Source organism: Pseudomonas sp. CCC3.1, assembly GCF_034347405.1.
GTDB lineage: Bacteria > Pseudomonadota > Gammaproteobacteria > Pseudomonadales > Pseudomonadaceae > Aquipseudomonas.
This window is the reverse complement of record NZ_CP133778.1, coordinates 4,380,987-4,406,448: the sequence shown is the minus strand read 5'-3', so window position 1 is coordinate 4,406,448 and position 25,462 is coordinate 4,380,987. Positions and strand designations below refer to the sequence as shown.

General features: G+C 56.8%; 15 protein-coding genes. 7 read left to right on the top strand and 8 right to left on the bottom strand.

The genetic code is table 11. The features are described from left to right. Positions 1-42: 42 nt before the first annotated feature. A complete protein-coding gene (locus tag RHM56_RS19380; RefSeq protein WP_070413312.1) occupies positions 43-693 on the bottom strand; it encodes a HEPN domain-containing protein in 651 nt (216 codons plus the stop codon). Between the two features lie 36 nt (positions 694-729). Next, positions 730-1,743, bottom strand: coding sequence for a helix-turn-helix transcriptional regulator (locus RHM56_RS19375; RefSeq protein ID WP_070413313.1), 1,014 nt, complete (start codon positions 1,741-1,743; stop codon positions 730-732). Positions 1,744-2,118: 375 nt separating this feature from the next. On the opposite strand from RHM56_RS19375, the gene RHM56_RS19370 reads away from it, so the two are divergent. Together RHM56_RS19370 and RHM56_RS19365 are read left to right on the top strand one after the other, a co-directional pair. Beyond that, complete coding sequence (locus RHM56_RS19370; RefSeq protein WP_070413314.1) at positions 2,119-3,600, top strand: hypothetical protein; 1,482 nt, start codon at positions 2,119-2,121, stop codon at positions 3,598-3,600. Positions 3,601-3,662: 62 nt separating this feature from the next. Next, positions 3,663-7,064 (top strand): TM0106 family RecB-like putative nuclease, encoded by a 3,402-nt coding sequence (locus RHM56_RS19365; protein WP_322235045.1) that lies wholly within the window; start codon positions 3,663-3,665, stop codon positions 7,062-7,064. A gap of 142 nt (positions 7,065-7,206) precedes the next feature. Here RHM56_RS19365 and RHM56_RS19360 read toward each other — a convergent pair whose 3' ends face one another. Then, on the bottom strand, positions 7,207-8,082 hold the full coding sequence (locus RHM56_RS19360; RefSeq protein ID WP_019582650.1) for a WYL domain-containing protein: 876 nt from the start codon (positions 8,080-8,082) through the stop codon (positions 7,207-7,209). Positions 8,083-8,201: 119 nt separating this feature from the next. Between RHM56_RS19360 and RHM56_RS19355 the strand changes: the two genes are divergently transcribed. Together RHM56_RS19355 and RHM56_RS19350 are read left to right on the top strand one after the other, a co-directional pair. Continuing rightward, complete coding sequence (locus RHM56_RS19355) at positions 8,202-8,459, top strand: hypothetical protein (RefSeq protein ID WP_069673146.1); 258 nt, start codon at positions 8,202-8,204, stop codon at positions 8,457-8,459. Positions 8,460-8,469: 10 nt separating this feature from the next. Beyond that, positions 8,470-9,522 (top strand): ADP-ribosylglycohydrolase family protein, encoded by a 1,053-nt coding sequence (locus RHM56_RS19350; protein WP_070413365.1) that lies wholly within the window; start codon positions 8,470-8,472, stop codon positions 9,520-9,522. 476 nt (positions 9,523-9,998) lie between these two features. On the opposite strand, the gene RHM56_RS19345 is transcribed toward RHM56_RS19350, so the two are convergent. The 5 genes from RHM56_RS19345 to RHM56_RS19325 all read right to left on the bottom strand — a co-directional run bounded on the left by RHM56_RS19345 (position 9,999) and on the right by RHM56_RS19325 (position 16,973). Next, a complete protein-coding gene (locus tag RHM56_RS19345; protein ID WP_070413316.1) occupies positions 9,999-11,819 on the bottom strand; it encodes a hypothetical protein in 1,821 nt (606 codons plus the stop codon). Between the two features lie 75 nt (positions 11,820-11,894). Further along, a complete protein-coding gene (locus RHM56_RS19340; RefSeq protein WP_070413317.1) occupies positions 11,895-12,584 on the bottom strand; it encodes an OmpA/MotB family protein in 690 nt (229 codons plus the stop codon). Positions 12,585-12,591: 7 nt separating this feature from the next. Next, the gene (locus tag RHM56_RS19335) at positions 12,592-14,781 is read right to left on the bottom strand and encodes a hypothetical protein (RefSeq protein WP_231740648.1); all 2,190 of its coding nucleotides are present in this window, start codon (positions 14,779-14,781) and stop codon (positions 12,592-12,594) included. Next, on the bottom strand, positions 14,778-16,010 hold the full coding sequence (locus tag RHM56_RS19330; protein WP_070413319.1) for a hypothetical protein: 1,233 nt from the start codon (positions 16,008-16,010) through the stop codon (positions 14,778-14,780). Before RHM56_RS19330 ends, RHM56_RS19335 begins: the two co-directional genes overlap by 4 nt. Then, positions 16,011-16,973: an ATP-binding protein gene (locus RHM56_RS19325; RefSeq protein WP_070413320.1), complete on the bottom strand. Its 963-nt coding sequence runs from the start codon at positions 16,971-16,973 to the stop codon at positions 16,011-16,013. A 361-nt stretch (positions 16,974-17,334) separates the two neighbouring features. On the opposite strand from RHM56_RS19325, the gene RHM56_RS19320 reads away from it, so the two are divergent. From RHM56_RS19320 to RHM56_RS19310, 3 genes are all read left to right on the top strand, one after another. Then, a complete protein-coding gene (locus tag RHM56_RS19320; protein ID WP_069673153.1) occupies positions 17,335-18,255 on the top strand; it encodes a restriction endonuclease in 921 nt (306 codons plus the stop codon). 368 nt (positions 18,256-18,623) lie between these two features. Beyond that, positions 18,624-23,756: a RecQ family ATP-dependent DNA helicase gene (locus RHM56_RS19315; protein ID WP_070413321.1), complete on the top strand. Its 5,133-nt coding sequence runs from the start codon at positions 18,624-18,626 to the stop codon at positions 23,754-23,756. A 330-nt stretch (positions 23,757-24,086) separates the two neighbouring features. Beyond that, entirely contained in the window at positions 24,087-25,379 is a 1,293-nt protein-coding gene (locus RHM56_RS19310) for an HNH endonuclease (RefSeq protein ID WP_083294000.1), read from the top strand. The last annotated feature ends 83 nt before the right edge of the window (positions 25,380-25,462 follow it).

Sequence of the window (25,462 nt, the reverse complement as noted above, 5' to 3'; positions counted from 1 at the left end):
TTGATAGATGGATGTGGCAATCAGCGGTACTGACTGCGGACGTCAGACCCGGACCACCGGGTAGCAGGCGTCTCCCCAGAGGGTGGCGGGCTTATCAAGCATTAACTCAATGACCAACGGGACCAGCTTGCCGAGCAGATTGCTGCAGTCGCGCAACTGAGGTCGATTGATGCTGCTGTCCCAGGTCGCACCGCCGTGCATGATCTGATTACGCAAGGTGTAGATTCGATTGAACAGCACCGCGAGCACTTCAGCGGTATCGCGCTGTGCCAGCGCTGCCTGCGCTCTGCGTCGGCCATCGGCAAAACGCTCGGTCCATTGCTGTTCGCTGATCTTGCCATTCTGGTAATCCCAGAAACTCTGAAAAACGTACTGATTGTCCAACAGCACGCGAATGCTTCCGGAAAATTCAGACCACACCAATTTCTCAATCTGCCGCCCCTGGTCCAGGTCGCACAGCTTGCGAAGAAAGGCGCGGAAGGTTTCCTGCTCCGAAAGTCGATAGTTCTCATCGATGTCAGTCGCATAGGCCGCGTTGAAGGCAATCCACAAGAAGACGAAACGGCCGTCGGCGTCGTCTGCCTGCTCTGCCCGCTGCAGCCAGCTCAAGGAGCGGTGTACACGCAAAGTGAGATTGACGTGATGAGTGTCGCGTTCAAGGCGGTGACGCGCCTTAAGGGTCTGGAAATCCATGAGGGCTGACTCGTTAGGCAGATAGGTGGTTGTCGTTCACATCGTGGTGTCATGCAAGGCCAGACTTTGGCGCTGACTGTCGATCAAGGACTGGCGTAGAGTCTTTGGCTCGTCGATACGGATGGCGCCAGCTTGTGACAGCAGCCACCATTTCAGCTCCCAGCTGTTGTTGATCGTGGCGGTCAAGAGAGCACCGTCCGATTCATCAATCAGTTTCATATCCTCCGACAGCGGAGTCTCGCGCAGGCGTTTGGCGAGAGTGGGGTCGACCCAGGCGCGTAACTGGATCATCTGGCCTTCGCCAAACTGCATGGCACCACTCTGGACGTAATCGGCTAGCTTGAAGTCCGCGGGTCTTCGGCCGGGTTGACTGAGAAGAGTGACGGCTTCGAAGCGATGGGCTGCGTACAGTCGAACGTCGTCGAAGACCTCGGCGCAGGCGACCAGGTAGGTGATCTGCCCGCGCTGCACCAAACCCAGTGGACTGAGCGCGAGTTCATGCACGCGATTTTTATTCGCCGACCGGTACCGGCAGTGCAGTTGCAAGTCTTCGAGCAGTGCTCGATGCAACTGGTCCAGATGCTCTGCATTGATTTCCGGGGCAATCAAGTTCAGTGCCGGTTGTACGCTGGCGACCTTGTCGACCCAGCGCGCCGAAGCGCTTTCCTCACCAAGAGCCGTGAGCTTTTGTCGCGCTTGACTGAAGCGAGGTTCAAGGCTCTTGAGCATCAGCCCGGGTACCAATGGGCGAATGCTGTCCTCCACCAAACGCAGGGTCAGCGCTTCTCCCACCGTGATTCCAGGCAGGTCGATGGAGCGTCCAGGTTGCCAGTACCAACCATAAGGCGTGCCTTTATCGTTGCAGTGCAATGGAAACAGGCTCGACAGTTCGTTGAGGTCTCGCTCAACCGTACGTTTTGTCGTGCGATGGCCGGCCTCTTCCAACTGTTGGAGGAGTTCGGCGGCAGTAAGGCCTGGGGCACGATTTGGAAGCAGTTTGAGCATTTCCCATTGGCGGGAGATGGTTGTGCGGGTGGAGTGCGTGGGCAACGCTGGTTTCCTTACTCTGGCTCACGAACCGCAGAGCATGGCGTCAAGCGTGAGTAATATCAACTGGCCATAAGCTCGAGGCAAAAAAGTCATCTCAATGTCCGGGGAGCCTCTGCCTTTACCTTTGGATGAAGCACATTGCACTCATGCGCGTCACACCTTGTCGCCGAGTGAGGAACAATGGATGTCGACTGAATTGATGGTGTGCCTGAATTCTTTACATATGGACGCGGCAAACTCTGCGCGCAAAGGAATAGTGTCTATCCGGGGCTCCGGACCTGTTCCGTTTGTTTACCTGTATGAACAAACAACGTGGACGTAGCCTGTTCTTTTGCTTAGGGTGTGGCCTTTCGACACTACTTGGAAGGGCGCGGGATGAAGCGCAAACAGTTCCTGGCACAACCTGAAGTTCAGTCTTTCATTGCATGGCTGGAAGCGAATTTGCCGACGCTCACGTTCAAGCTGCGTTTCAAGTCCAGCAAGTTCGTACCTGACGGTTTGGTGACTGATGTCCAAGGGTTCGAGCAGGTCCTTGAGCACTATTGCTGGAAGGCAAGTTGGCTGGACACCCACCCAAGCGCGGTGGATTCACAAACCTGGCCTGAAACCCGGCGCTCTCTCGGGCAGCTTCGCGAGTGGCTGACAAGTGCAGTCAACGCGGGCGATGAACAACAAGCTTTGCAGGCGTGTTTGCAAATCCTTCGTTGGGGTGGCGTGCGTGGAGCCATTCCCTTTTTGCATCGTTTGGCCGCAAATAACGAGTTGTCGCGTTATTTGAAAAAGTTGGCCGTGCTTGTGTCGCTTGACGGTAGCAATGATCTTGATGATCTCGATACGAGTAGCGTCGAGCGTTTCGATGCTGGCCTGACCAAGATTCACGCCTTGTTGGATATCTCGGGATCCCCCATTTATGACAGTCGCGTAGGCGCTGCGATTGCCATGTTGTATTCGATGTTTCGTCAACAATGGGTGGGAGTTGGCAAACCCTTGCTCGCATTCCCGTCCGGAGCCGCTCGTGGCAGCCAGATTCGCAACCCGGGAGCTTTCTTGAACGGGCTGGCGGCGCCGCAGTTTTCGGCGATCGATTATGCAGAATGGGCACGTTGGCAAGTGCGCTTGGGCTGGATTATTCGAGACCTGCTTGAACGTACCAAATGGTTCGCCGAGCAAGGGTCAATGCCCGCGCGTTGCCACGCCTTCGAGGCCAGTCTGTTTATGCTCGGCTACGACCTGCGGTGCTTCGGTGCGATGCTGGCGACTGATCCGAATCCAGCATTGCCAGAGATCGAGGTGAAGACGCGGGAAAGTGACGGCAATGGTTGGGTACCTACGGGGCACCCCTTCAGTCAGGTCCTCAAGGATTATCTGACGTTCCGTCACGGCGGCGCACTCGACAGTAAAGCGTCCTTCGTTGCCTGGCTGATGGCCGACCCAAACAATGATCAATCACTCAAGCGTGCTACCGCCCTGGGCTACTGTTTCCCGTTTACGATCCAGGAGTTCGACCTGTTCGGTCGGCCGCTCGAAGAGCTTGAGCGAATCGTTGCTGGTGGCAAGGATGGATTGTGTGCGGCACTGGCGACCGAGACATTGGAGCCATTCTCTCTGGGTGATGAACGGGTAGGTGTCTGTTTGGTGGATGTATTGATCACGGGCAATGCGTATCTGCGTGCGACGACCGAGAAAGAGCGCATCGACTACATCATGAGTGCCGGGTATGCAGGTACCGCGAACTCCGCAAGGACGTTGATGGCATTGGGGCGTAACGTGGGCAAGCACTTCGGTCTGCTGGATGAACAACATTTGCCGACGACTTTGTTTGGGCAATTTTTCTGCGAATGCTTGCTCGACGCCTGACTCCCATACGACATTGAACCAGCGTGACGCGATCCAGGTCGCTTCACCGGACCGGAGCGACCATGCAAACCCGAAACGGAATTCAGCTGTACTCCGCCTCAGATATCTGCGGTTTTCTTGAATGTCAGCACCTGACGGCGCTAGACCTTCAGAACCTTGTCTTGCCCATGGCAAAAGCGGCGGCGAGCGATCAGAACCGATTGATACAGGACAAAGGCCTGGCCCATGAGGCGGCCTTTTTCGAGCGGCTCAAAAGCGAATATGCCAACGTAGTCGACATTGCCCAGGGCAATCCGAGTTTCGCGCGTCGGGTGGAACTGACTATCCATGCCATGAAGGCCGGTGTCGACATCATCTTCCAGGCGTCGCTTCAGGAAGGCGCATTTATTGGTCATGCCGACTTTCTGCGTAAAGTGCCGCTGGCGTCGGCACTGGGCGACCACAGCTATGAGGTGATCGACACCAAGCTGGCGAAAACGGCCAAGGCCAAGTTCCTTGTGCAGGTTGCGCTTTATTCACGAATGCTGATCTCGATCCAGGGTGTGCAGCCAGCGTTTATGTATGTCGTACTCGGTGATGCTGCGCGTACCGAACAGGCCTTTCGGGTCGCCGCCTACGCCGATTATCTGGAGCATGTGCTGCAGCGTTTCGATGCGTTCGTGAACAGTGCCGAACCGCCATTCACCTATCCCGAACCATGCGGGCATTGTGGGTTCTGCGCCTGGCGTGATCGCTGCGACGAACAACGACAGCAGGACGATCACCTCTCGGCGGTAGCGGGTATCAGCCGTTCGCAAATCAAGAAGTTACAGAGTGCCGGCGTGACCACATTGCACCAGCTGGCGGACAGTGCCGACGACCTGCGCATTCCGAAATTGCAGGCAGAGTCGTTGAGCAAGTTGCGGCATCAAGCGCGTTTGCAGTTCCAGGGGCGTTCCAGTGATGTCCCGTTGTTCGAACTTCTGCCTGTCTCCGGTGAGCGGCGTGGCTTCCATCGGATGCCCAAGGCGGTCGAAGGTGATCTGTTCTTCGACATGGAGGGCAATCCGCTGGAGGAGGGTGGCTTGGAATACCTCTTCGGTCTGTACATCGACGAAGCTGGGCAGCAAACCTTCAAGCCCTTCTGGGCGCATACCCGAGAAGAAGAAAAGGTCGCCTTCGAGCAGTTCCTCGACTGGGTCATCGGTCATTTCAAGCGTTACCCCAACGCGCATATTTACCACTACGCCAGTTACGAAGAGACGGCCATCAAGCGCCTGATGAGCCAGCATGGGACACGCGAAGCACAAGTGGACTGGTTGCTGCGCAACGGCAAACTGATCGATCTGTACAAGGTCGTGCGCGAAGCGATCCGGGTTTCGGAGCCCAGTTATTCGATCAAGAATATCGAGCACTTTTACATGGATCAACGCGACGGCGATGTCACCAATGCTGGCGCGAGTATCGTGTTTTATGAGCGGTGGAAAGAGACCGGCGAATCGGTGTTGCTTGAGCAGATCGAGCGCTATAACGAAGACGATGTGCTATCCACGTACCTTTTGCGCAACTGGCTGCTGAAGATCAAACCGTCAAATTCCGGCGTTTTTATCGGAGCTCAGGCCGAAAGCGAGAAGTCGGTCGTGGAGCAAAAGGAAATCGAGATTCTTCTGGAGAGTTATCGCGTTCGTCTGCTCGGTGGCCTGCCAATCGAGGAAGAGGCCATGAGTGACGAGGATCAGGTCACCTTGCTCACTTTCCAGTTACTCGACTTCCACCGCCGCGCAGATAAACCGACGTGGTGGCAGATGTTCAGCCGTCTGGACATGACGACCGAGGAGCTGCTGGAGGATATCGAGAGTCTGGCCGGATTGCAGCGTACAAAAACACCTGCGGAACCGATCAATCGGTCTTATCTGTATGAGTACAGTTTCGAGCCTCAAGAAACCAAAATGCGTACTGGCTCTCAAGGTCTCATCACCGAGTCCTTGGCCAGCGCACAGTTGGTTGATCTGGACCATGACAACGGTCTGGCGACATTCAAGGCAACAGAGAGAAATGCACCGCCTGATTACTTCGACATGATCCCCGGCAAGCCAATCCCGTCCACTTCGCTGCGCAAGGCGTTGTTCCGTTATGCCGACAGCCTCCTGGCAGGCGAACAGCGCTTCCAGGCGGTTACAGACTTCCTGCATCGACGCGCCCCACGGGTGAAAGACGTTGAGCCTGGTGCGCCACTGCTTGATCCCGGTCTGCCGACCATTGATGCCATCAAGCAAGTGGTACGCAACCTCGATAACAGCGTGCTGTTTATTCAAGGACCGCCGGGTGCGGGTAAGACCTATACCGGTTCCCATGTCATCGTGGACTTGCTCAAGGCAGGCAAGCGCATAGGCGTGACATCCAATTCGCACCACGCCATCAATAACCTGCTGGCGGCTGTCGAGTCTCGCGCGCAAGAGGAGGGATTCACTTTCAAGGGTTTGAAAAAATCCTCGGAGGGAGAGGGTACGGAATTCACTGGCCGCTGCATTCGTTCGATCGAGGACAAAACCGAATTTCTCGATGCTTGGGGGCCGAACATTGATTTGACGGCCGGCACTGCGTGGCTGTTTGCCGATCCCGCCTTCACCGAGCAACTGGACTATCTGTTCATCGACGAGGCTGGCCAGGTGAGCGTGGCGAACCTGGTCACGATGGGTATGGTTGCAAGCAACATCGTACTGATGGGCGACCAGATGCAACTGTCACAGCCGGTGCAAGGCGTGCATCCGGGCCGCTCGGGCGATTCCATCCTCGACTATCTACTGGATGGCACACCCACTATCGCACCTGATCGCGGAGTGTTCCTGGCGCAAACCTGGCGCATGCACCCCAGCGTGTGCTCGTTCATTTCGCAGGCTGTGTACGAAGGTCAGCTTTCTTCTGCGCCCGGTACCGAACAGCGGGTGTTGGTGCTGGATGGCCAGCGACCGGAAGTGCCGACTAGCGGGCTGATGTTTTGCCCTGTGGAGCACGATGGCAACAGTCAGAGTTCGGCCGAAGAGGCGGCACAGGTCAAAGACCTTTACGCATACTTCTTGCGCCAGCGTTATGTGGATAACAAGGGCGTTGAGCACGAGATCTGCATCGAAAACATCCTGGTAGTAGCCCCCTATAACCTGCAAGTGCAATTGTTGAAACAAGTGCTGCCAGCGGGCGCTCGAGTCGGTACTGTGGATAAGTTTCAGGGGCAGGAAGCAGAGATCGTCATCGTGTCGATGGCGACCTCGAATGAAGATTATCTGCCCCGAGACATTGGTTTTCTGTACTCGAAGAACCGCTTGAATGTGGCCGTCAGTCGGGCGAAGTCACTGGCATGTATTGTAGCCAGCCCTGATCTGACAGCCATTCGTTGTCTGACTCCGCACGACATGAGCCTGGTAAACGGATTGTGCATGGCTGTCAGGTATGGAGCGGTTACCAGCGCCCCTGTTCGTCGTGCATAGCAATCCCAAGGGGCTTTACATCTATCAGGCAAACCTGGCTCGAAGTGTGCTCGTGGCCTGGCCGAATGTGGACTGACCGCAATGACCGCTAGCCCACACTCGACCATGAGCGAAACACCTTGGAAAAGGGGATGCGCGCGCGTCAGTCATTCATGAGCCAGGGGCGCAACTCCTTGAGGTTGGTTGCCACGATTTGCTGTGCCTCGGGGTTAGTGGCCTGATTTCTCGGGTCGATCTGATAGCGTTGCAATACATACTTCACCAGCGCTCTACGACTGGGCACTACCAGCTGGCCATCAGTCATGCCAAAGTCGGTTTCGATGATTGACTTCTGCGCCGCGTTCAGCCGTCCATCGGCTGCAAAAATGACGGGAATCTCGGTATTCCAGTCTTCATCCAGCTCGCGAGTATTCTGCGATTCATCGAGCAAATCCGGCTGGCCCCGCAGGCGGCTGAGTACAAAGTCGCGGTACTGGCCGTTCTTCTCGCAGTAAGCCCGCACATGCCAGCGCATACCGGTGTAGACCAGTGTGTGAGGGGCGATCAGTCGAATTTCCACGTTTGGTGTGTTGAGCGATACGTACTCGGTTTCCAGGCGCAGGCCATCGCGACAGGCCTTGAGCAATGGGCGCAGGACTTCCGGCCGGATCGGGCGATCCGGGACTTCCAGCACCTTGGTGTGAGCGTAAGCCAGGGCGAGCCCATCAATGTGAGGAGCGCGTTCGTTGTTCTGGTAGAGCAGGTGCAAATAGGCGCTTGCGCTGTCGTCGATGAACAGCGGCGTGAACGCCTTGCCGGGCACGTAGCCTTTTATTTTTTTGTCATATGTAAGGTTTTTAGGCGCATGTTCCGTGATGTAGGTGTTGATGTCCTTGGACGCCTGCTGGCGACTGATACCGAAGCTCTGCATCAAGTGTCCCGTGGTCAACCGGCCCTCCCACCAGGCAACGGTCTCAATCAAACGATAGCGAAGTGCCAGATCCCAGCGGACCTGTTCGATGGACTGCTTGCGTTTCATACCCTCTCCATGTGCGCGAATACTTTACCTGTATAAGTCTACATTCTAGACCTGTCGCTTAACACTACATATCGTGTGTCTGTCTTCAAAATGAATTGAAGTCACGAAAGGAAGTGGACATGAGTATGTCGGAAGCGGTTTCGACGGGTGCATTGCTGATGATGGGAGCAATCCTGCTGGTGTTACTGCATCAGTGTCTGAGATTGCGTGAGCTCTGGCAGATGGCTATGGGCTGCCAAAAAAATGCGCGCTGGGCGCGGATTTGGGAGGCAGAGAACCGCGAGTTGCGTTCGGCACTGCGCGCTGAAAAAGCACATATCGAGCAGTTGCAAAGAAAGCTGGTGATTTTGCAGGAATTGATCCCGGCTGAGGGATAAGGGAATGGACATGAACAGACTTGAACGGATCAAAGGCTGCCTGCTGGGAGGCGCTGTTGGCGACGCGTTAGGCGCCCCAGTGGAGTTTCTCGAGTGGTCGGTAATCGAAGCCAGGTTCGGTCCACAGGGAATCATCGATTTTGTTCCGGCGTACGGTATCACCGCCGCCATTACCGATGACACTCAGATGATGCTTTTTACCGCGGAAGGCTTGTTGCGGGCCTACGTGCGCGGTAGCTCACGAGGGGCTTGCCACGTCCCTGACGTCATTCATCATTCACTACTGCGATGGCTGATAACCCAGGGTCACGCTGCTGCGATACCGGTTGATCGAGACGGGTGGTTGTTCGAGCAACCGGCGCTCTGGTCTCGGCGCACACCTGGTACTACCTGTCTCACTGCACTCAAGGCCAGTCCACGGCTGGGCGCTGTGGCCGAGAACAACAGTAAAGGCTGTGGTGCCCTGATGCGAGCCGCACCTTGCGCCTTCTTTGCAAACGCCTTTGACTACGCTGCCCAGTCAGGACGCCTGACTCACGGGCATCCTACGGGCTATCTGGCGGCCGGGATGTTTGCCGATATTCTCCAGCGCATTGTCGATAGAGAAGACAGCCTGGAACACGCGATCACTCAGAGCCTGGCCCAATACGGTCAAGTTCCCGGTATGGAAGAAACACGAGCCCTCATTGAGCGTGTTCTCTTCTTCTTTTACGAGGGCTACCAGCCCACCGCGCAACGAATAGGCGAACTCGGTGGTGGCTGGGTCGCCGAAGAAACGCTGGCTATCGGATTGTGGTGCGCCCTGGCAGCCTCCTCGTTAGAAGAGGGCGTGATCAGAGCGGTGAATCACGGTGGTGATAGCGACAGTACCGGGCTCATCACCGGGCATTTGTTGGGGGCACAGTATGGTGCTACAGCGATTCCTGCTCGATGGTTAGAGCAACTGGAATTGCGTGAGGTGATTGAGCAGGTAGCTGAGGATCTTGAGCGCGTGCCGCGTGAGTACTGTGGGGTTGGCGGCGTGTTCGATCAGCAGATCGAATTGGCATATCCCGGGAGTTGAGCGCACGTAACGCAGGGTGGCTCAAAGGGGCGCTCGCGGAGCTACTGGCGCTGCAACGATTCTGAAGAATAGGTGGGTGATAGTTCGCCCGTTTTATCGAGCCGCGAACAGGACGGGGCTTTGAGCATTGAGACTTCACATCAGCTTTGTTCAGCACGATGTACAGCGACTCTGCATGGAACGGCGTGGACTCGATGAATTCAATGTCGGAGTATCGATGATACACAGGTTGCCAAATAGGTCCGGATCCATGGGAGCCTTGACGCTGGTGAAGGGCAGAATGCGCTGGTCAAGTACGTGGTGCAACGCTTTCAGATCAACTCCAATGTCAACGACCCCAAGCCCGAGGCCCAACAACTGGTGCTGGCGAACCGGGCTCATTTGCGGCCGTGGCTTTGCATCGATTGAAACGCGGCAGGAGCATGCGCGTTGTGACGTTCACGCCCCTGTCTGCTGGCTACCCTGGCTACCCTTGATCAGATCGCCCGATCGAGCAGCTGCGCCTCGGCGATTTGGCCATCTTGATAACGCAGCAACACCTGGTGTTCACCTTGATTGAATAGCGATTGGTGCAGCTGGCGGATGTCGAATGGACCTTGTGCCAGCGAACCGGCAATGCTGTCCAATTGCGCCGTGAAGCTTTGGCTTAGCGTGCTATCGAGGCTGAAGACTCGTGAGCTGGTCAGTTCCATCTGCGAGCTGTACACACTGCGACTCTGGGTGGCGATAGCGTCGAGCTGCCCCAGACTTGCAAGTACCTTGGCTGCAGCGCTGCAGTGACGTTGCTGCGGATCAGCCATATAGCGCAAGGCGCTGCTCACAACCTGCAACTGAGTAGCTTGCAAGTATCCGCTCACCCAACCTTCCATCTTCGCCAGGCTGCCTTTCAGCGCTTGGCGGGCACTGTCTGCCCCGAACAGCTTGTCGGCCTCGACAGCCTGGGCGACGTCCAGCTCTTCTTTCATTTTGCGGTCGAAGAATTGCCTCAGAGCCGTGATCTGGCTGTGCTGGCTTTCGAGGGTCTGCACAGCGTAGTGACTAATGCCGTCTTGCGCGTAGTGGTCGAGCAGGTCCTGGGTATAGTCGACCATTCCGGCGAGCGATTCCCAGCGGGCTTCGTCCAGTTCGCGCAGCACGCTGTCGAGCTGGCGTTTAATGGCGTTCAGCTTCTCGTTGATATCGTGCAAGTGCTTCTGGCCCACGGCTGAGGACACCGCGTTCCACACCGCACCGCTGAGTAGCACGTTCTGCAGGTCTTCAGGCAATGACAGGCTGGCCTGCTCGCTGATCTTGCCACCGGTACGGACGAAAGCTCTGACGCTGCCATCATTGTTGGCGTTTTTGGTCAGTGTCTCGAAGGGCAGGCTACACACTACATAGTTGCCCCTGGACATCTCTCCTAGCGCGGCAAGCCCCGGCACATTGGCCAGCAACGGGCTGAGCGCGCTGATCTGGTCGGTGGGGAGCGCACGATGTACGCCTGCAGGTGGTCGCTGCAGCACGTTGAGTTTCAGCAGTGTTTCGCCCTGGCCGTTCTGCACGACCAGCTCCGAAGCGCCCGGCGTGGAGGCGGGAGCGACAGTGTTCGGCGCCGGTGAGCGTGTCGCAGGCGCTTCGTGGCGCAGGCGAATCCAGCCCATCTGGGCCACAAATGGCACGGTCACCCGGTAGGCTTCGGCAATGCTGCTATGCAGGCCGAAGCCTAACGTGGCGACGGCGCCTATGGGGTTCAGGCGAAACCCCGTGGTTGCCACGGTGAACAACGCCGCGCTGCTTGCTGCCGACAGACCGACTGCAGTGCCAGAACTGACTGAGAGCGCGTCCTTGAGGTTGAACAGCCCGGCCAGCACCATGGTACTGGTGGTGCGCTCAAAGCGATCTTCGGGTGCCAACTCACGCCAACCGGCACCGAACAGCGCCAAGGCGATCTGACGTTCCTTGTCGGCGACGGACCGGCTCGCTGCGTCGCTGCCATTGAGCTTCTGATAAACGTCGTTGACGATTTCGGCATAGGGCACAGCGGACTTTTTCAGGAAACGGCGCGTCAGGTTCATCGCCGAGTGCCCGCCGAATTGCTGCAGTTCGTGTCCCAGCAGCTCGAGCTGCTGTTGTTCGTAGCCGGCAGGTCGGGAGCTGTGCTTGGCTTGTACCAGCCGCTTCTTGATGTCCGCGTCCAGACCGGCGCGGCCTCTTGAGAAGTCGGTGATGATGTCCACCAACATGTCCACCTCATCGGCCTTGGCGCTGAGCAGGCTGGCGAAGAGTTCGTCGTCGCAATCGATTCCTGTAGTTGCCATCGTGTTCTTGCCTCTCGGTGTCTAAATCAGGTTCAGGGGAGCCGCCGGCCAATATGGAGCGTGGGCTGCATCGCGCTAATTTGCCGTCGGCGGCTGCGTGGCCACTACCAGTTGAACCTCCACTCGACGGTTGAGGGCACTGGCGGGGTCTACGCCCGGTTTGGGGCGTGAGTCACCGTAGCCTGCCACCACCACGCGCCGTGCCTGCTGTGGCTCAATCGCCTGAATCAGCAGCTTGCGAGCCTCGCGTGCCCGTGCGGCAGACAAGGTGTAGTTGTCGTCATACACCGTGCAAAAACGCTCATAGTCGGTGACCGGGCGGGAAACCGGCAGGTTGTCGGTATGCCCCTCTACCAGCACTTGTCCCTGGCCATAATCCTGGATGAAGGTGGCCACCCGTGCGCTGAGCAGGGTCAGTGCGCCCTGGGCGGCTGGGGTAATGCAGGCGCTCCCTCGGGCGAAGGCATTGTCGGGGAGGGTCAGACGGCGGTTCTGAATGTCGATGTCCACCAGATCCGTTTCGCCGGTGCGCTGCAGGTCCGACTGCATAGCGGCCAGCAGTTTGCTCAGGCTTGCCCGCTGGGCTGCGTCGCCTTTGCTGCGCTCTTCTTGACGAGCGGCCTCCATCTGCTGCTTCTCAACTGCCATCGCAGCCTCGGCCGCTTTGTTCTGCAGCACCGACACCACAAGCATCAGCATCACTACGGCCATTACCCCAGACATAAGGTCGGAGATCGAGACCCATTCATTGGGTTTTTCTTTCATGGCCGTCTCACGCTGTCAGAGGCTCGTCGGAAGGCTTGCGTGCCAGCGGCTGCTGGGCTTGATCGGCCATCTGCTGGAGCAGGGCAACCGTAGAGCCCGCCGCTTGCTGCAGGGGTTGCAGGTGATTGGAGAACTGCTGCCCGACCTTTTCCGCCAGCGCTTGGGGCAGGTTGGCGACCTGCTGCGTGCCTTGCTGCGTGCTGGTTGTCAGCGTCTTGAGTTGGGAGGACAGCTGCGCCAGATTTTTCACCGCTTCGCTGAGCAGTTGGCCGCGCTGGTGCGGGTCGCTGCGCAGCTCACCTGCCAGTTTTTCGAGCACTAGCAAGGTTTGCGTGCCTTGGGCGAGCAGTTCCTGGAAATGCCCATGCAGCTTGTCAAAGCTATCGGGCAGCTCTTTCAACTGTTCGAGCTTCTTGCCCGTGGCTCGCATGTTCCTATTACTCTCAGAGATATCAGTCAGCCCTTGAGTGATCTGTTCTCCCAGCGTCCTCATGTTTTTTTCCATCTGACTGATGGCGCCGTTGAGCTCGTCGTTGGTCGTCGTGAACATCGCGCTGGCGTTGGTCTGAGCCCTGTTGGCCCCTTCGATGTTGCGGCTCACGCTCGCCATCACCTCATTGACCTCGCCAGAGAGCCGGACTACGGCCTCGGAAATATTGTCGGTAGCCGATCGCAGGTTCTCCGACATCGTCGTGGTGTTGTGAGTGAAGTCCTGGCTCATCCGGTTGACGTTATCCATCATCCCGGTCTGCAGCTCGTTCATTACGTCACTCAGGCGTGAGATGTTGGCATCGAGACTGCCCTGCATCGTCTGCAGGTGGGCATGGAAGTCATCGTTGAGCTTGTCGATGGCCGCACCGACGCTCTTCTCCATGGTTAATACGCTGCCTTCCAAGGCACTTGCAGATTGGGCCAGCTGCTTCGCGGCTTTACCCATGGTAATGCCGGCTTGCTCGAGCGTATTGAGGTTGTTGGTACTGGTGGTGACGAACAACTCCAGGCTCTGCTGGCTGGCTTGTGTATGCGCGCCAACTGCCTGTGTCGCTTCGATACCTTTAGTCGAAAGTGTGGCCAACTCATCAAACCGCTCTTGCAGATGAGTCGCCTGCGCGCGGTCTGCGTCGAGTTGCGCGCCATGCTGCTCAGTCAGGGTCGCCAGCAAGGTTTGGCTCTGGCGCTCACTTTCATCTCGCGCGTGCTCCCATTGCAGGGTAGCGGTCTGTTGTAGGCGCTCCGTCAACTGGTGGCCGTGTTCGAGTGTCTGCCCCAGCCCGGTGAGCTGCTGGCTCGACTGTTCCAGTTGCGCCTGTAGGCGGCCGAGGCCAGCGTCGAGGCCCAGCAGGGTTTCTCCTTGGCCCTCGAGCAGGTCCAGGCGCGGCAGGTGGGCGGAGTAGCGAGCCAGTGCCGCGAGATAGCCTTCCGCTCCGCTGAGTTGTTGCAGCTGCTGCAGTTGCCCGTCCAGATTGGCGGCGGTCCGCGCGAACTGCTCATCGCAGGTTTGTCCGCGTTTCAACTCGATCAGCTTAAGCTGCTTGAGTTCATTGCCCAGCAATTGGCTCTGACCGGCAATGGCCTGCACCAGTTGCTCACCGACGGCGGCCAGGGCCTGCCGGGTGAGTTGGTCACGGAGCTCGGTTGCGTTCTTGTGCTGATCCCGGCGGTTGTCGATGTCGCGCTTCATGCGGTCGACGCACCAGCCGGTCCGGCGGCTTTCAGCGGACCAGCGGGCAGAGTCCCACAGTTTCAGCGCGATAAAAGCGATGATCCCCCAGGTCGAGGTTTTGAACTTGGTACCCAAGTCTTTCATCATGCCCGTGAGCTGGCCCAACGAGTCGCTCATTGCGTTCAGAGAATCGGCGTTGCCCTGCAGGATTCCAGAGGCTTTGTCCAAGGCCATGCCCAGGCCCAGGAAGGTTCCCAGCAAGCCGACGATTAACAGCAGCCCCGGCATATTGGCTACGATGCGTTCGGGTAGAGTGGCCACTGCCTGGTTCAACTCACCGAGTGCCCCGTGCTCGATGTCCAGCGCGCCCTTGTGCGTGCCGCCTTGCCAGTTGCGCTCCCAAGCCGGAGCGCGGCCGAACACCTCGGCGGTGATCAGCGAAACCAGCATGCCACCTATGATCACCGTGCAGAATACCAACTCCAACGGGTTCCCCAACGATGGCGATAGGAACTCCAGAACTGTGCCACTCACGCTGCCACCTCAACCTGGGTGAATTGTTCGGCACGCTTGCGGCAGTCGGCTTCGAAGATGTTGGCGAAGCTGATGATCAGCGATTGTTCCTCGCGCTTGAGGTTCTCCCACTTCTCGCCGTTTTGGGCGCAGCGAATCAGCAGTTCACCCACCTCAAAACCGTCGTCGATAAGGTATTCACGGTCCTGGTCGATCAGGCGCTGCTCGTCATTTTCCAGTAATTGCAGGAAGCCCTCGGCTGCATAGACATAGTTGCGCTTGGCGAGGACATCGCTGGCAAGTTTGTCCAAACGGGCCTCGTCGGTAGGCAACAGTTTTTCGAGGTCGGTGAGCACCTTGGCCTCCTCGACCGGCAGTGGTTCCAGCTTCGCTAAATTGTTCAGGCGCTTGACGATCACCTGGTCGCGGGACACGCGCTTGCCCAACTCCTCCCAGGTGTCTTGATGCTGCTTTAGGTCCAAGCCCCACACGTTGATCATCTCTTCGAACACGAACGGGATCACCGGCTTGCCGAATCGAGCGGTGGTCAAGCTGTCGAGGCGCTCCATGGCATCGTCATCGAGTTCGGCGTGGCCTTCTATCAACTGGCTGGCGATCTGAATGATGAACAGCGGCTCATCCAGCACATTGTGAATTTCTTTGACGTGCTCCATCTGCTCTTCGTACAGGGGCAGCAGTTTCTGCACGGCTCGAATGCGTAGGTAGTGCTCGAAGTTGACGAACGCTTCATCCTCGACCAGTCGGCTGATCCGAGCACGAACCAGCTCGTAGCGGTTGCTCATGGCCAGGCCTTCGAGCGCTTGGCGGCCCGACTCATCAACGTGCTCCATCGCGGCTTCGAGGTCGGCGGCCCGCTGTTCGGCTTCTTTGACTTCCTGATCGTTAAGCAGATGGCGCTTGATGTCGCGGGCGCGGGCGATAACCCATTTGATCGCCGCATCGACCTTGGCTACAAGCGGATGGTTATCCAGATGCTCCAAGACAGCCAGTGCCTTGTCGAGCGCCATGCTGATGCCCTGAACCCAAGGGATTGGCACATTCGCGGCGATGGTCCTCAGCACCATACGGGCTTTGGAGATATAGGGCTTGGCGGCCTTGTATAGACGCTTGACTTCACCAACGAAGGTTTCGGCCTTGTCAGCCAGCCAGTTGACCGCCTCTACGACCTTCTCCTTGACCACCTGAACCGCTTTGCTGACAAAACCTTTGATCTTGCTCAACCAGCCCATTTACCCGTCACTCCTTGAGTTCACGCCCAACAATTTGCGTGCGATATCGGTACGCCCGGTCTGTTCGCCAGGTGTGGAAACATTTATGTCATTGCGTGCCAGGAGCAATTGCTCGATGGCGCCGAGCACATGCTCAGGCGTCAGCCGTCCACCGCCGCCTTCCAGCAAGGGTTTGGGCAACGCCAGGCGCAGGCAGGTGCGGATTTCCCGGCCAGAGAGACCGGCAGAGGGCTGCACTAGCGCCTCAATCAGATCTTCGCGCACCAGGCTCAGAGGGATGCCTTGGACCAGCAGCTTGGCCCAGATCGCTCGACGTTCGTCATCACCTGGAAGCTCGAAATGAATATGCTGAGAGATGCGGCTGACGAACGCCGAGTCGTAATTGCGAGCGAAGTTGCTGGCGAAAATCACGATCCCGGGGTGTTTCTCCAACTCGATCAGCAGGGTCGAGCGCATCGCGTTGACTTCATTGTCGATGCCCTGGGTCACTGAGGATAGGCGACGACCGAGCAGCGTATCGGCCTCATCGAGAAACAGCACCGCGTCCTCGTTGCGCGCTGCGGCAAACAGGCTGACGATGTTCTTCGAGGTGTCACCCATGAACTTGCTTTCCAGGTCAGCGATGCTGGCATTGATCAGCCGCTTGCCGATACTGCCGGCGAATGCTTCGGCGGTGAGGGTCTTGCCGGTCCCTGGGGCGCCATGAAAATTGAGCAGCGTGCCTCTGCCGTTTGGGTCGACCTGCGCGAAACCCCAGGTCTCATAGATGACGTCGTGATAGCGAATCTTGACTAAAGCCTCATCCAGTTGCTGACGATTACTGGCCGAGAGCACCACGTCCCGCTCAAGGGTGAAGCGCGGTTCGCTGCTGCGTTGCGGTGCACAGGCGTCAGCTAGGGCGGGTGCGTCGGGAGCGACGAGTTCAGGACGAAGGTTTTTGTACAGGTATTCTCTGGAAGACATGCTCAGCTCTGTCTCAGGTTATGGGGCAGGCAGATGACCAGGCCGGAGGGCGAATGGCTGAGCAGAGCAAATGTGCGGCGCAGGGGAATGTTCACACGAGAATTCCATTTGTCGAGGTGATGGGTGCGAAATGAATTGTGGCCATTTGCTTGTATCGGCCGGCTGCGACGGTACTTGAGGTGGATGTAAAAGAAAAGCGCGTCGGATTTATTCTCGTAAGCCGGTTGGGGCTGGGCTTGCTGCTTCCACTGCGAACTGGCATTTTGCGCGAAGATATCAATGCGGCATCATGCCGAATGAGCGTGAGCAACCCTCACGACGACCGTCCTGAAAGCGTCGCGACGACCGAAGAGGAAAAACGATGTCGATCCCGGATTTTCAAAGTGTCATGCGCCCCGTGTTGGAGGCTGTTCGGGACGGTGTTGCGATACCGCTTAGCGCACTTCGCGAGTGCATCGCTGATGTACTCCAGCTAACTGAAGATGAGCGCAAGGAGCGGCTGCCATCTGGGCATCAAACGGTGATCAACAACCGCGTGGGCTGGTCTAGGACGTATCTCAACAAAGCAGGTTTGTTGACTATCCCGAGCAAGGGCATGGTGCAAATCACCGACCGTGGTCGGCAAGCGCTGGCCAACGGCCCTGCGCGCATCACCGTGACTTGGCTGAAGCAGTTTCCTGAGTTCGCCGATTTCCACACCGCCAAACCCCAGACCACCGAGGTGCTGAGCGTGATGGGGGGTGTGGCTGTGGAGCGCGCCGAGACGACCCCGGATGAGCAACTGGCTGATGCTCACCAGGCACTTATTCAGTCGCTCGCCGAAGACCTTCTGGCACAGGTGAGGGCTGCCAGTCCGATTTTCTTTGAGCAGCTGGTGGTCGATTTGATGTTGGCCATGGGCTATGGCGGCTCGCGTAAAGAAGCCGGCAAGGCAACCCAGGCTACTAATGATGATGGCATCGACGGGATTATCAATGAGGATAAGCTCGGGCTGGACGTGATCTACCTGCAGGCCAAGCGCTGGAGCAATACGGTGCATCGGCCGGAGATTGATAAGTTTATCGGTGCGCTGACTCGGCAGCGGGCGCGTAAGGGGGTGTTTATCACCACCTCGGATTTTTCCGTGGGGGCCCGGGAGGCGGCGCTTGGGCTGGATATCAAAGTGGTGCTGATCGATGGGGTTGAGATGGCTCGGTTGATGGTTGAGAACAATTTGGGGGTTAGTGTTAAGCAGGTTTATGAAGTGAAGCAGCTGGATAGTGACTACTTTTCTGGGGAGTGAAGGTGGGGGAGGTGGGTTGATTGCTTCACCGGGGTGATTTTAATCTGCTCAGTAAGCTATTGATTTATAAAACTAATATCGACTTTTGTTTTTGGTTGGAATACCAATTGGAATACAGCACTCCACTTGACTACTCGTTTGCATTCGAACTGACCAGCACGCTTCGTAACCATGATTGGCAGTGAACTGCCCATAGCTGCAGATGGCGACAGGTAGAAGTCGGTCAACGATCGGATCGGGGCGCTGAGCATCTTTCTACTCGGCCTGCGCAGTTCATGCCTTTCTGTCCTGCATCAGCATCCGATCATGTATCGTGATGTAACGCTAAAATTTGGCCATGCCTCGCGGTCAGAAAGGACTCTGGATGTATGAGTGAATCAGCAATTCCGAACGCTTTGATTTTCGATTTGGAGGTGGTACCTCCGACTGAGTCAAAGCCGGCCAAAATAATAATGGTCGGGGCGTTGCGGCCCACTACAGGCCAAGAGTTAGAGCTCAAGATTTCCAAAGATCCAATGGCGGCGCTTGCTCAGTTGGATGCACTGGGGCAGGGGGCAGACTGTGTACTTGGGCACAACCTGATCGACCACGACCTGCCATTGCTCAAGTCCCAGGCACCTCAACTGGCGCTGCATGACCTAGCTGTAGTCGATACCCTGCGCTTGTCGCCGCTGGCTTTTCCAAAAAATCCGTATCACCGGCTGATCAAAGATTACAAACTCATCCGCGAAAGTTTGAATTCCCCGCTCGGAGACTGCCGCTCAACGCTTACGCTTTTCCAGGACCAGCAGGCCGCGTTTGCCGATCTGAAGTTGATGAATGTACGGGAGCTAATGTGCTACCAAACATTGATCGCTGCAAAAGGTAGTGACCTTGAGTCTATATTCCAGGCGATTACACAGACCCCTGCGCTTCCTCTCGAAGAGCTGCGCGCGGCAATCACGCAGCTTCTGGTCGAGACTGATCCGGCGTTCAAACGGCAATACAAAGTTTGCCAGACCCGGCTCTTCAGCTTGTTGGAAAATGATCTGGAGCGGGATGAGTTGCGCTGGCCACATGCCTATGCGCTCGCCTGGCTTCGCGTCTCTGGCGGTAACTCGGTGCTCGCACCTTGGGTGAGGCATCAGTTTCCCGAGGTCGGCCGAATCATTGGAGAGTTGCGCGATACCCCCTGTGGGAAAAAGGAGTGCGAGTACTGCAGCTCCGAGCATGACCCGGTCCAGGAGTTGAAACGCTACTTCGGTCACGACGAATTCCGTCGTGATAGCGATGGTCGGTCTCGCCAGCATGATGTGGCGCTTGCTGGTATGCGCGGTGAAAACGTCCTTGCCGTATTGGCCACAGGGGGCGGTAAGTCAATCGGCTATCAACTGCCGGCCCTGAACCGCTATCACCGAAATGGCAGCCTGACGATCATTGTCTCGCCGCTCCAATCGCTGATGAAAGATCAAGTAGATGGGCTGATCGCATCCAACGTCCAATGTGCTGCCGCCCTGAGCGGTCTGCTGACTCTCCCTGAGCGAGCCGATGTCCTGGAAAAAATCCAGATGGGTGACATCGGCGTGCTGCTCGTCTCGCCTGAGCAGTTTCGCAACAACACTTTTCGCCGGGCCCTCAGGCAGCGACAGGTTGGCGCCTGGATCTTCGACGAGGCCCACTGCCTGTCAAAGTGGGGTAATGATTTTCGCCCTGACTACTTGTATGCCTCGCGCTTCATTAGTGAATACCACAGAGACCAACCGCTCGCTCCGATTGGATGCTTCACTGCGACAGCCAAGCCGGACGTACTGGCGGACATCCGCGCGCATTTCCAAGACACCCTTGGCATTACTTTCAAGGAGTTCATTGGCTCGCACGAACGCGTCAACCTGCGCTTTGAAGTTGTCCCGTGTCAGAAGTCGGAAAAACGCCAGCGTACACAGCAGTTGCTGGAAGACAATCTGGTCACCCAAGAGGGAGGGGCCGTGGTCTTTGTCTCCAGCCGTAAAGGTGCGGAGGAGCTTTCGGAGTTTCTGGTTGGGAAGGGTTGGGCTTGCAAGTATTTCCACGCAGGGCTCCCGCCTGGCGAGAAGACCGACATTCAGAACGATTTCATCAAAGGGGTGCTTCGAGTCATCGTTGCCACCAACGCCTTCGGCATGGGGGTCGACAAGAAGGATGTCCGCCTGGTCATCCACGCGGATATCCCCGGCTCACTTGAAAACTACCTGCAGGAGGCTGGCCGCGCCGGTCGAGATCAGGAAAGCGCCCGCTGCGTGCTGCTCTACGATCCACAGGATATTGAAGCGCAGTTTGGGATAAGCGAGCGCTCCAAGCTCAGTCTTCGTGATATCCAGCAAATTCTGAAAAAGCTGCGCGGGGAAACTTCAAAGCGCAAAGGACGAGAGTTGGTTATTACGGCCGGCGAGATTCTGCTGGATGCAACTGTCGAAACGACATTCGCGGCAGAAGATCGTGATGCCGAAACCAAGGTGGTGACGGCCATCGCTTGGCTGGAACGTAGTGATTTTCTGCGCCGTGAAGAAAACCAGACGCGTATCTTTCCCGCCCGCGCTGCGCTCACCCTTGAAGAATCGCAGGCGCGTCTCGTGGAGGCGAAACTCCCCCAACGCAGGTTTGCCGAATTCAAGGCAATCCTCAACTACCTTTTTCAGGCCAAGGCCGACCAACGCATCAACACCGATGAACTCATGACGCTTACCGGCCAGTCGCTGGAGGAGGTTGCCGGGGCCTTGAAGCAGATGGAGCAGATGGGAATCCTGATCAATGATTCTCAGCTGACGGTGTTTGTCCGGCATGGCATCGTCGGCTCATCCAATCAGCGGCTCATGCAATCGCTGGAACTTGAAAAGGCATTGTTCGAGTTGCTGCCTGAACTCTCGCCAGATGCAGAAAATGGTGAATGGCAAGACATCAACCTTTCCCAGCTCAACACCGCATTGAAGGCCAGGTTGGAGCGCGACGATGTGAATCCCATTCAGGTACTCAGGCTGCTCAAGAGTCTGGCCCAGGATCGCGACGGTGAAAGCCAACAGCGCAGCACCTTCGAAATTCGCCCGATCAATCGTGATCATTTGAAGCTGCGCTTTACCGGCCGTCATAGTTGGAAGCGTATCAGTGCGTTTGGTGAGAAACGCCGCACCATTGCAACGCTGCTGCTTAATTACCTCATCTCCCAACTTCCACCGGGTGCCCGAGCCCGCGACCTGATGGTCGATACCACCTTTGGCAAGCTGGTCGCCACGCTTGAGGGCGATCTGGTCTTGAAATCCACGATGCCGGCAGGTCAGTTTCGCAGAGCGGTGGAGCACGTGCTGTTGTATATGCACCAGCAGGAAATCCTGACTCTGAACCACGGTATGACCGTCATGCGGCGTGCGATGACAATCAAAGTGGACGGCGAAAAGGCTGAAAAGAAGGTGGGGTTTTACAAGGACGATTACGCGAAGCTCGATGAACATTACCGGGAAAAATGTGTTCAGGTGCATGTCATGCGTGAATATGCCGAGCGCGGAATCCATGACATGGAACCGGCGCTCAGGCTGGTACTGGCGTACTTTGGCAACCCCAAGCGTGACTTCATCAAAGAATATTTCAATGAGCGCGAAGAAGTTCTGAAACTCGCAACCAGCGAGCAGTCTTGGAAGGCCATCACCCATTGCTTGAGTACCGTCCAGAGATTGGTCGTTGCCGACAACGATGACGTCAACCGATTAGTTCTGGCCGGTCCAGGGTCTGGCAAGACACGTGTCATCGTCCATCGGATTGCTTACTTGTTGCGCGTGCGCCGAGTACCCGCCAGCAGCATCATTGCCTTGGCATTCAACCGGCATGCGGCCAATGAAATCCGCAAGCGCTTGTTAGCATTGGTTGGAGCCGATGCTTACGGTGTCAGCGTACTGACCTACCACGCGATGTCGATGCGATTGACCGGCACCCGCTTCGAGCGCGGTGAGCCCGTCGATGAGAAGCGGTTGACTCAGGTAATCACCGATGCGGTGCACTTGCTGGAGGAGGGTGGTCGGGCGACCGGTGAGGACAACTTATGCGAGCAACTGCTGCGTGGCTACCGTTACATCATGGTTGACGAGTACCAGGACATTGATGAGATGCAGTACCGACTAGTCAGTGCGTTGGCTGGGCGCAATGCAGAAGAGGACGGGCGCTTATGCATTTTGGCGGTTGGTGATGACGATCAGAATATTTACGACTGGCGCCATACCAGCAATCAGTACATCGAGCAGTTCCGCGACAACTACGATGCCAGCGTCACCTACTTGGTGGATAACTATCGTTCGTCCGCCAATATCATCAATTCGTCGAACCGGGTGATCGGGGAAACTGAAGGCCGGATGAAGGCAGATCATCCCATCACCATCGACAAGGCTCGCCGGGAGCTACCCGCAGGTGGGCAATGGGAGGCGAGAGATCCGTCCCGGGCGGGTAAGGTGCTGCGAATCCAGCTTCCTTTTGCTGACCGGTCCAATGGCAACCTACAGGCTCAAGCTATGGCGGCTGAGCTGGCGCGGCTTATTTCACTGGAGGAAAACGGCACCTGGAACGGATGCGCGATACTGGGCCGAACTCATGCCTATCTCAAACCGGTCCAAGCCTGGTGCGAACTCAACGAGGTCCCTTATTTTCTCGCCTCCGAGAATGAGGACTCAATCCCTTTAACGCGCCAGCGGGGCTTCCTGAAAGGGATAGGGTGTTTACGCTTGATCGAGCAGCCTCAGACGGCGACGGAGGTCATCTCTACGCTTCGGCCGAGCCTGGATGATCCGCACTGGCAAGAGTTCTTTGAAACAGCCCTCCTGTGCCTTGTTCAGGAAATGGGCGAATGCCAGCTGTCTTCACAGTCAATCATCGACTGGTTATACGAGTACCCGCGGGCACTTCGCAAACAAGGAAGGCAGGGCTTGTACCTTGGCACCGTACATTCCGCCAAAGGCCTGGAGTTTCGCCATGTCGGATTGCTGGACGGCGCCTGGAGCAGCACATCTCAAAACTTGAATGCCGATCGCCGCCTCTACTACGTTGGCATGACGCGGGCGGAACAAACATTGACCTTGGGAGAGTTCGAGTCCGGAAATCCTTTCAGTCCCAAGCTTTCACACGGTGCCTTGGTACAAAGCTTTTCCGGCGATTTCGATCCACGACTGTCTCGCACCTACATTCAGCTTTCGCTGGCTGACGTAGACATCGGCTTTGCCGGCAGAAGCACTGCGACGCATCAGATACACCGGGCGATCGCCGAACTACAAACGGGCCACCCCCTTCTGCTCACGCGCGATGGCGAGCGGTACTTGCTTCAGGACGCCCAAGGGCGAGTCGTTGGTCGTACTGCGAAAAACTTCAAAGCGAACGTAGAGATAGACCAGTGTCATGTGGAAGGGATAATCGCCCGGTATGCCGATGAGGCTGATCTGCAGTTTCGACCTGCTCTGAAAATGGACATGTGGGAGGTGGTGATTCCTAGAATCAGCGGGACGCCGAGGTAATGTTCTGGCGCTTCGGCGCCTACATATGTGCGAATACTTTACCTGTACAGGACCACACTATGGACGTGTCTTGTGAGATTACATATCGTCTCTCTGCCGGCGCTTGCCGGGAACAGCTACTTCTGCTGGAGGGTATGCAAATAGAGCCGCCGCGCGAGGCGTCATGGAGTTGCATCGATGCATACCTCTGGCCGCAGCCGACTTGTGTGCTGCTCAAGCTGCTTGATTCCATGCCGATACGCGTTCTCGACGATGTATCGAAGCTGTAGACGTTTGTAGCTGGATTGCTTAGGGTGTGGCCATTCGATATTGCCCTTTCAGGGAACGAAAATGAGTACGTCATTGCAAGATGTTGTCAAAAAATTCGAGCGCAGCTCACCCTTTTCAATTCTTGCCGCAGACTGGCCTACGGCCGTCCGTGATGATTTCGCCGAGTTTGTACTGGCGGTGCATGACTCAGGTCTCGACCTATGGATCATCGCAGATGGCCAGATACGCTTGGGCAACAAGAGCGGTACCCGTGATCGCGCAGAAGCCTGTCTCGCCTGGATAATTGCGCAGAAAAACGGGCCCATCATCAGCTTCTCACGCCTCGTTGCTGGCGCTGACACCCCTTGGGAGGCAGTCGGAAAACCCGCGCTGGCGCGTTTGCAAGCGCCAGGCTTTTTGAAGACATATCCAATTAAGAACCGTGTTGTCAAATGGCCCAACGAGTACTCGCTTGATCAATCCGCGAATGGAGAGCCGTTCTCAACGGCCTCACCTGTGCCTGGCCAGTTCAACGGGCATGCGCTAACCGTTGAACAGATCGTAAGCGGTCTCGAACAAGCGGGATTTGTTTTGACACCCTTGCCGGGAAACAAAGTATTCCGCCTGATGCATCCAGCGTTGGATGAGCCGATTTATGTCAAGAGGGGGGCAGGTCAATCGACGCGTGCACCGTTGGTGTTGCATCCCATGCATGCTTCAAAGCTTGTCGAATGGTCCGAGATAACCGGTGTCGAGCGTCCAGCGGAGCCTTACTACCACAACAGCAACCTGCGTGGTTTTCCCAAGCGCCTCCATAGCGGCACTACGCCCATAAACTATGGGATTGCTTTTGGCTTTCGTGACACTGCAGCAATGAATGCTCTTGTCCAATCTCTGCTTGGTCACGAGTCCCTTCCTGACGAAGTGCCAGCTATGCCGGCTACGCCGGCTGCGATGACTATCGATCTGGGTGAGGTAGCTCTGACTGACACAGAGCGAGACGCTTTGATCAAAGCTCGTATCGGTCAAAGCCGTTATCGCGATTCCCTTGTGGCTTATTGGGGCGGTTGCTCAGTAACCGAGTGCTCCATTCCCCAATTGCTGCGTGCCTCGCATATCAAGCCTTGGCGGTCAGCGAACCATGCCGAGCGACTTGATCAGTTCAATGGACTGCTTCTGACCCCTAACCTCGACTTGGCCTTTGATCAAGGCTTGATCAGCTTTGATGACGATGGCGACATTTTGCTGAGCCCTGAAGTAGATGCAGCGACAGCGGCGGCGCTCCATTTGAGCCCTGCATTGAGGTTACGGCAGATCGAGCCGCGCCATCGCTCCTATCTGACATGGCACCGTGAAAACCTATTCCGGAATTGATCCGCTCTAACCCGATGTGTGACCACCTCCTAAATTTTCTGCCCTGAACGAATCACCGGATGGCTGGCCATGAACGAACTGCT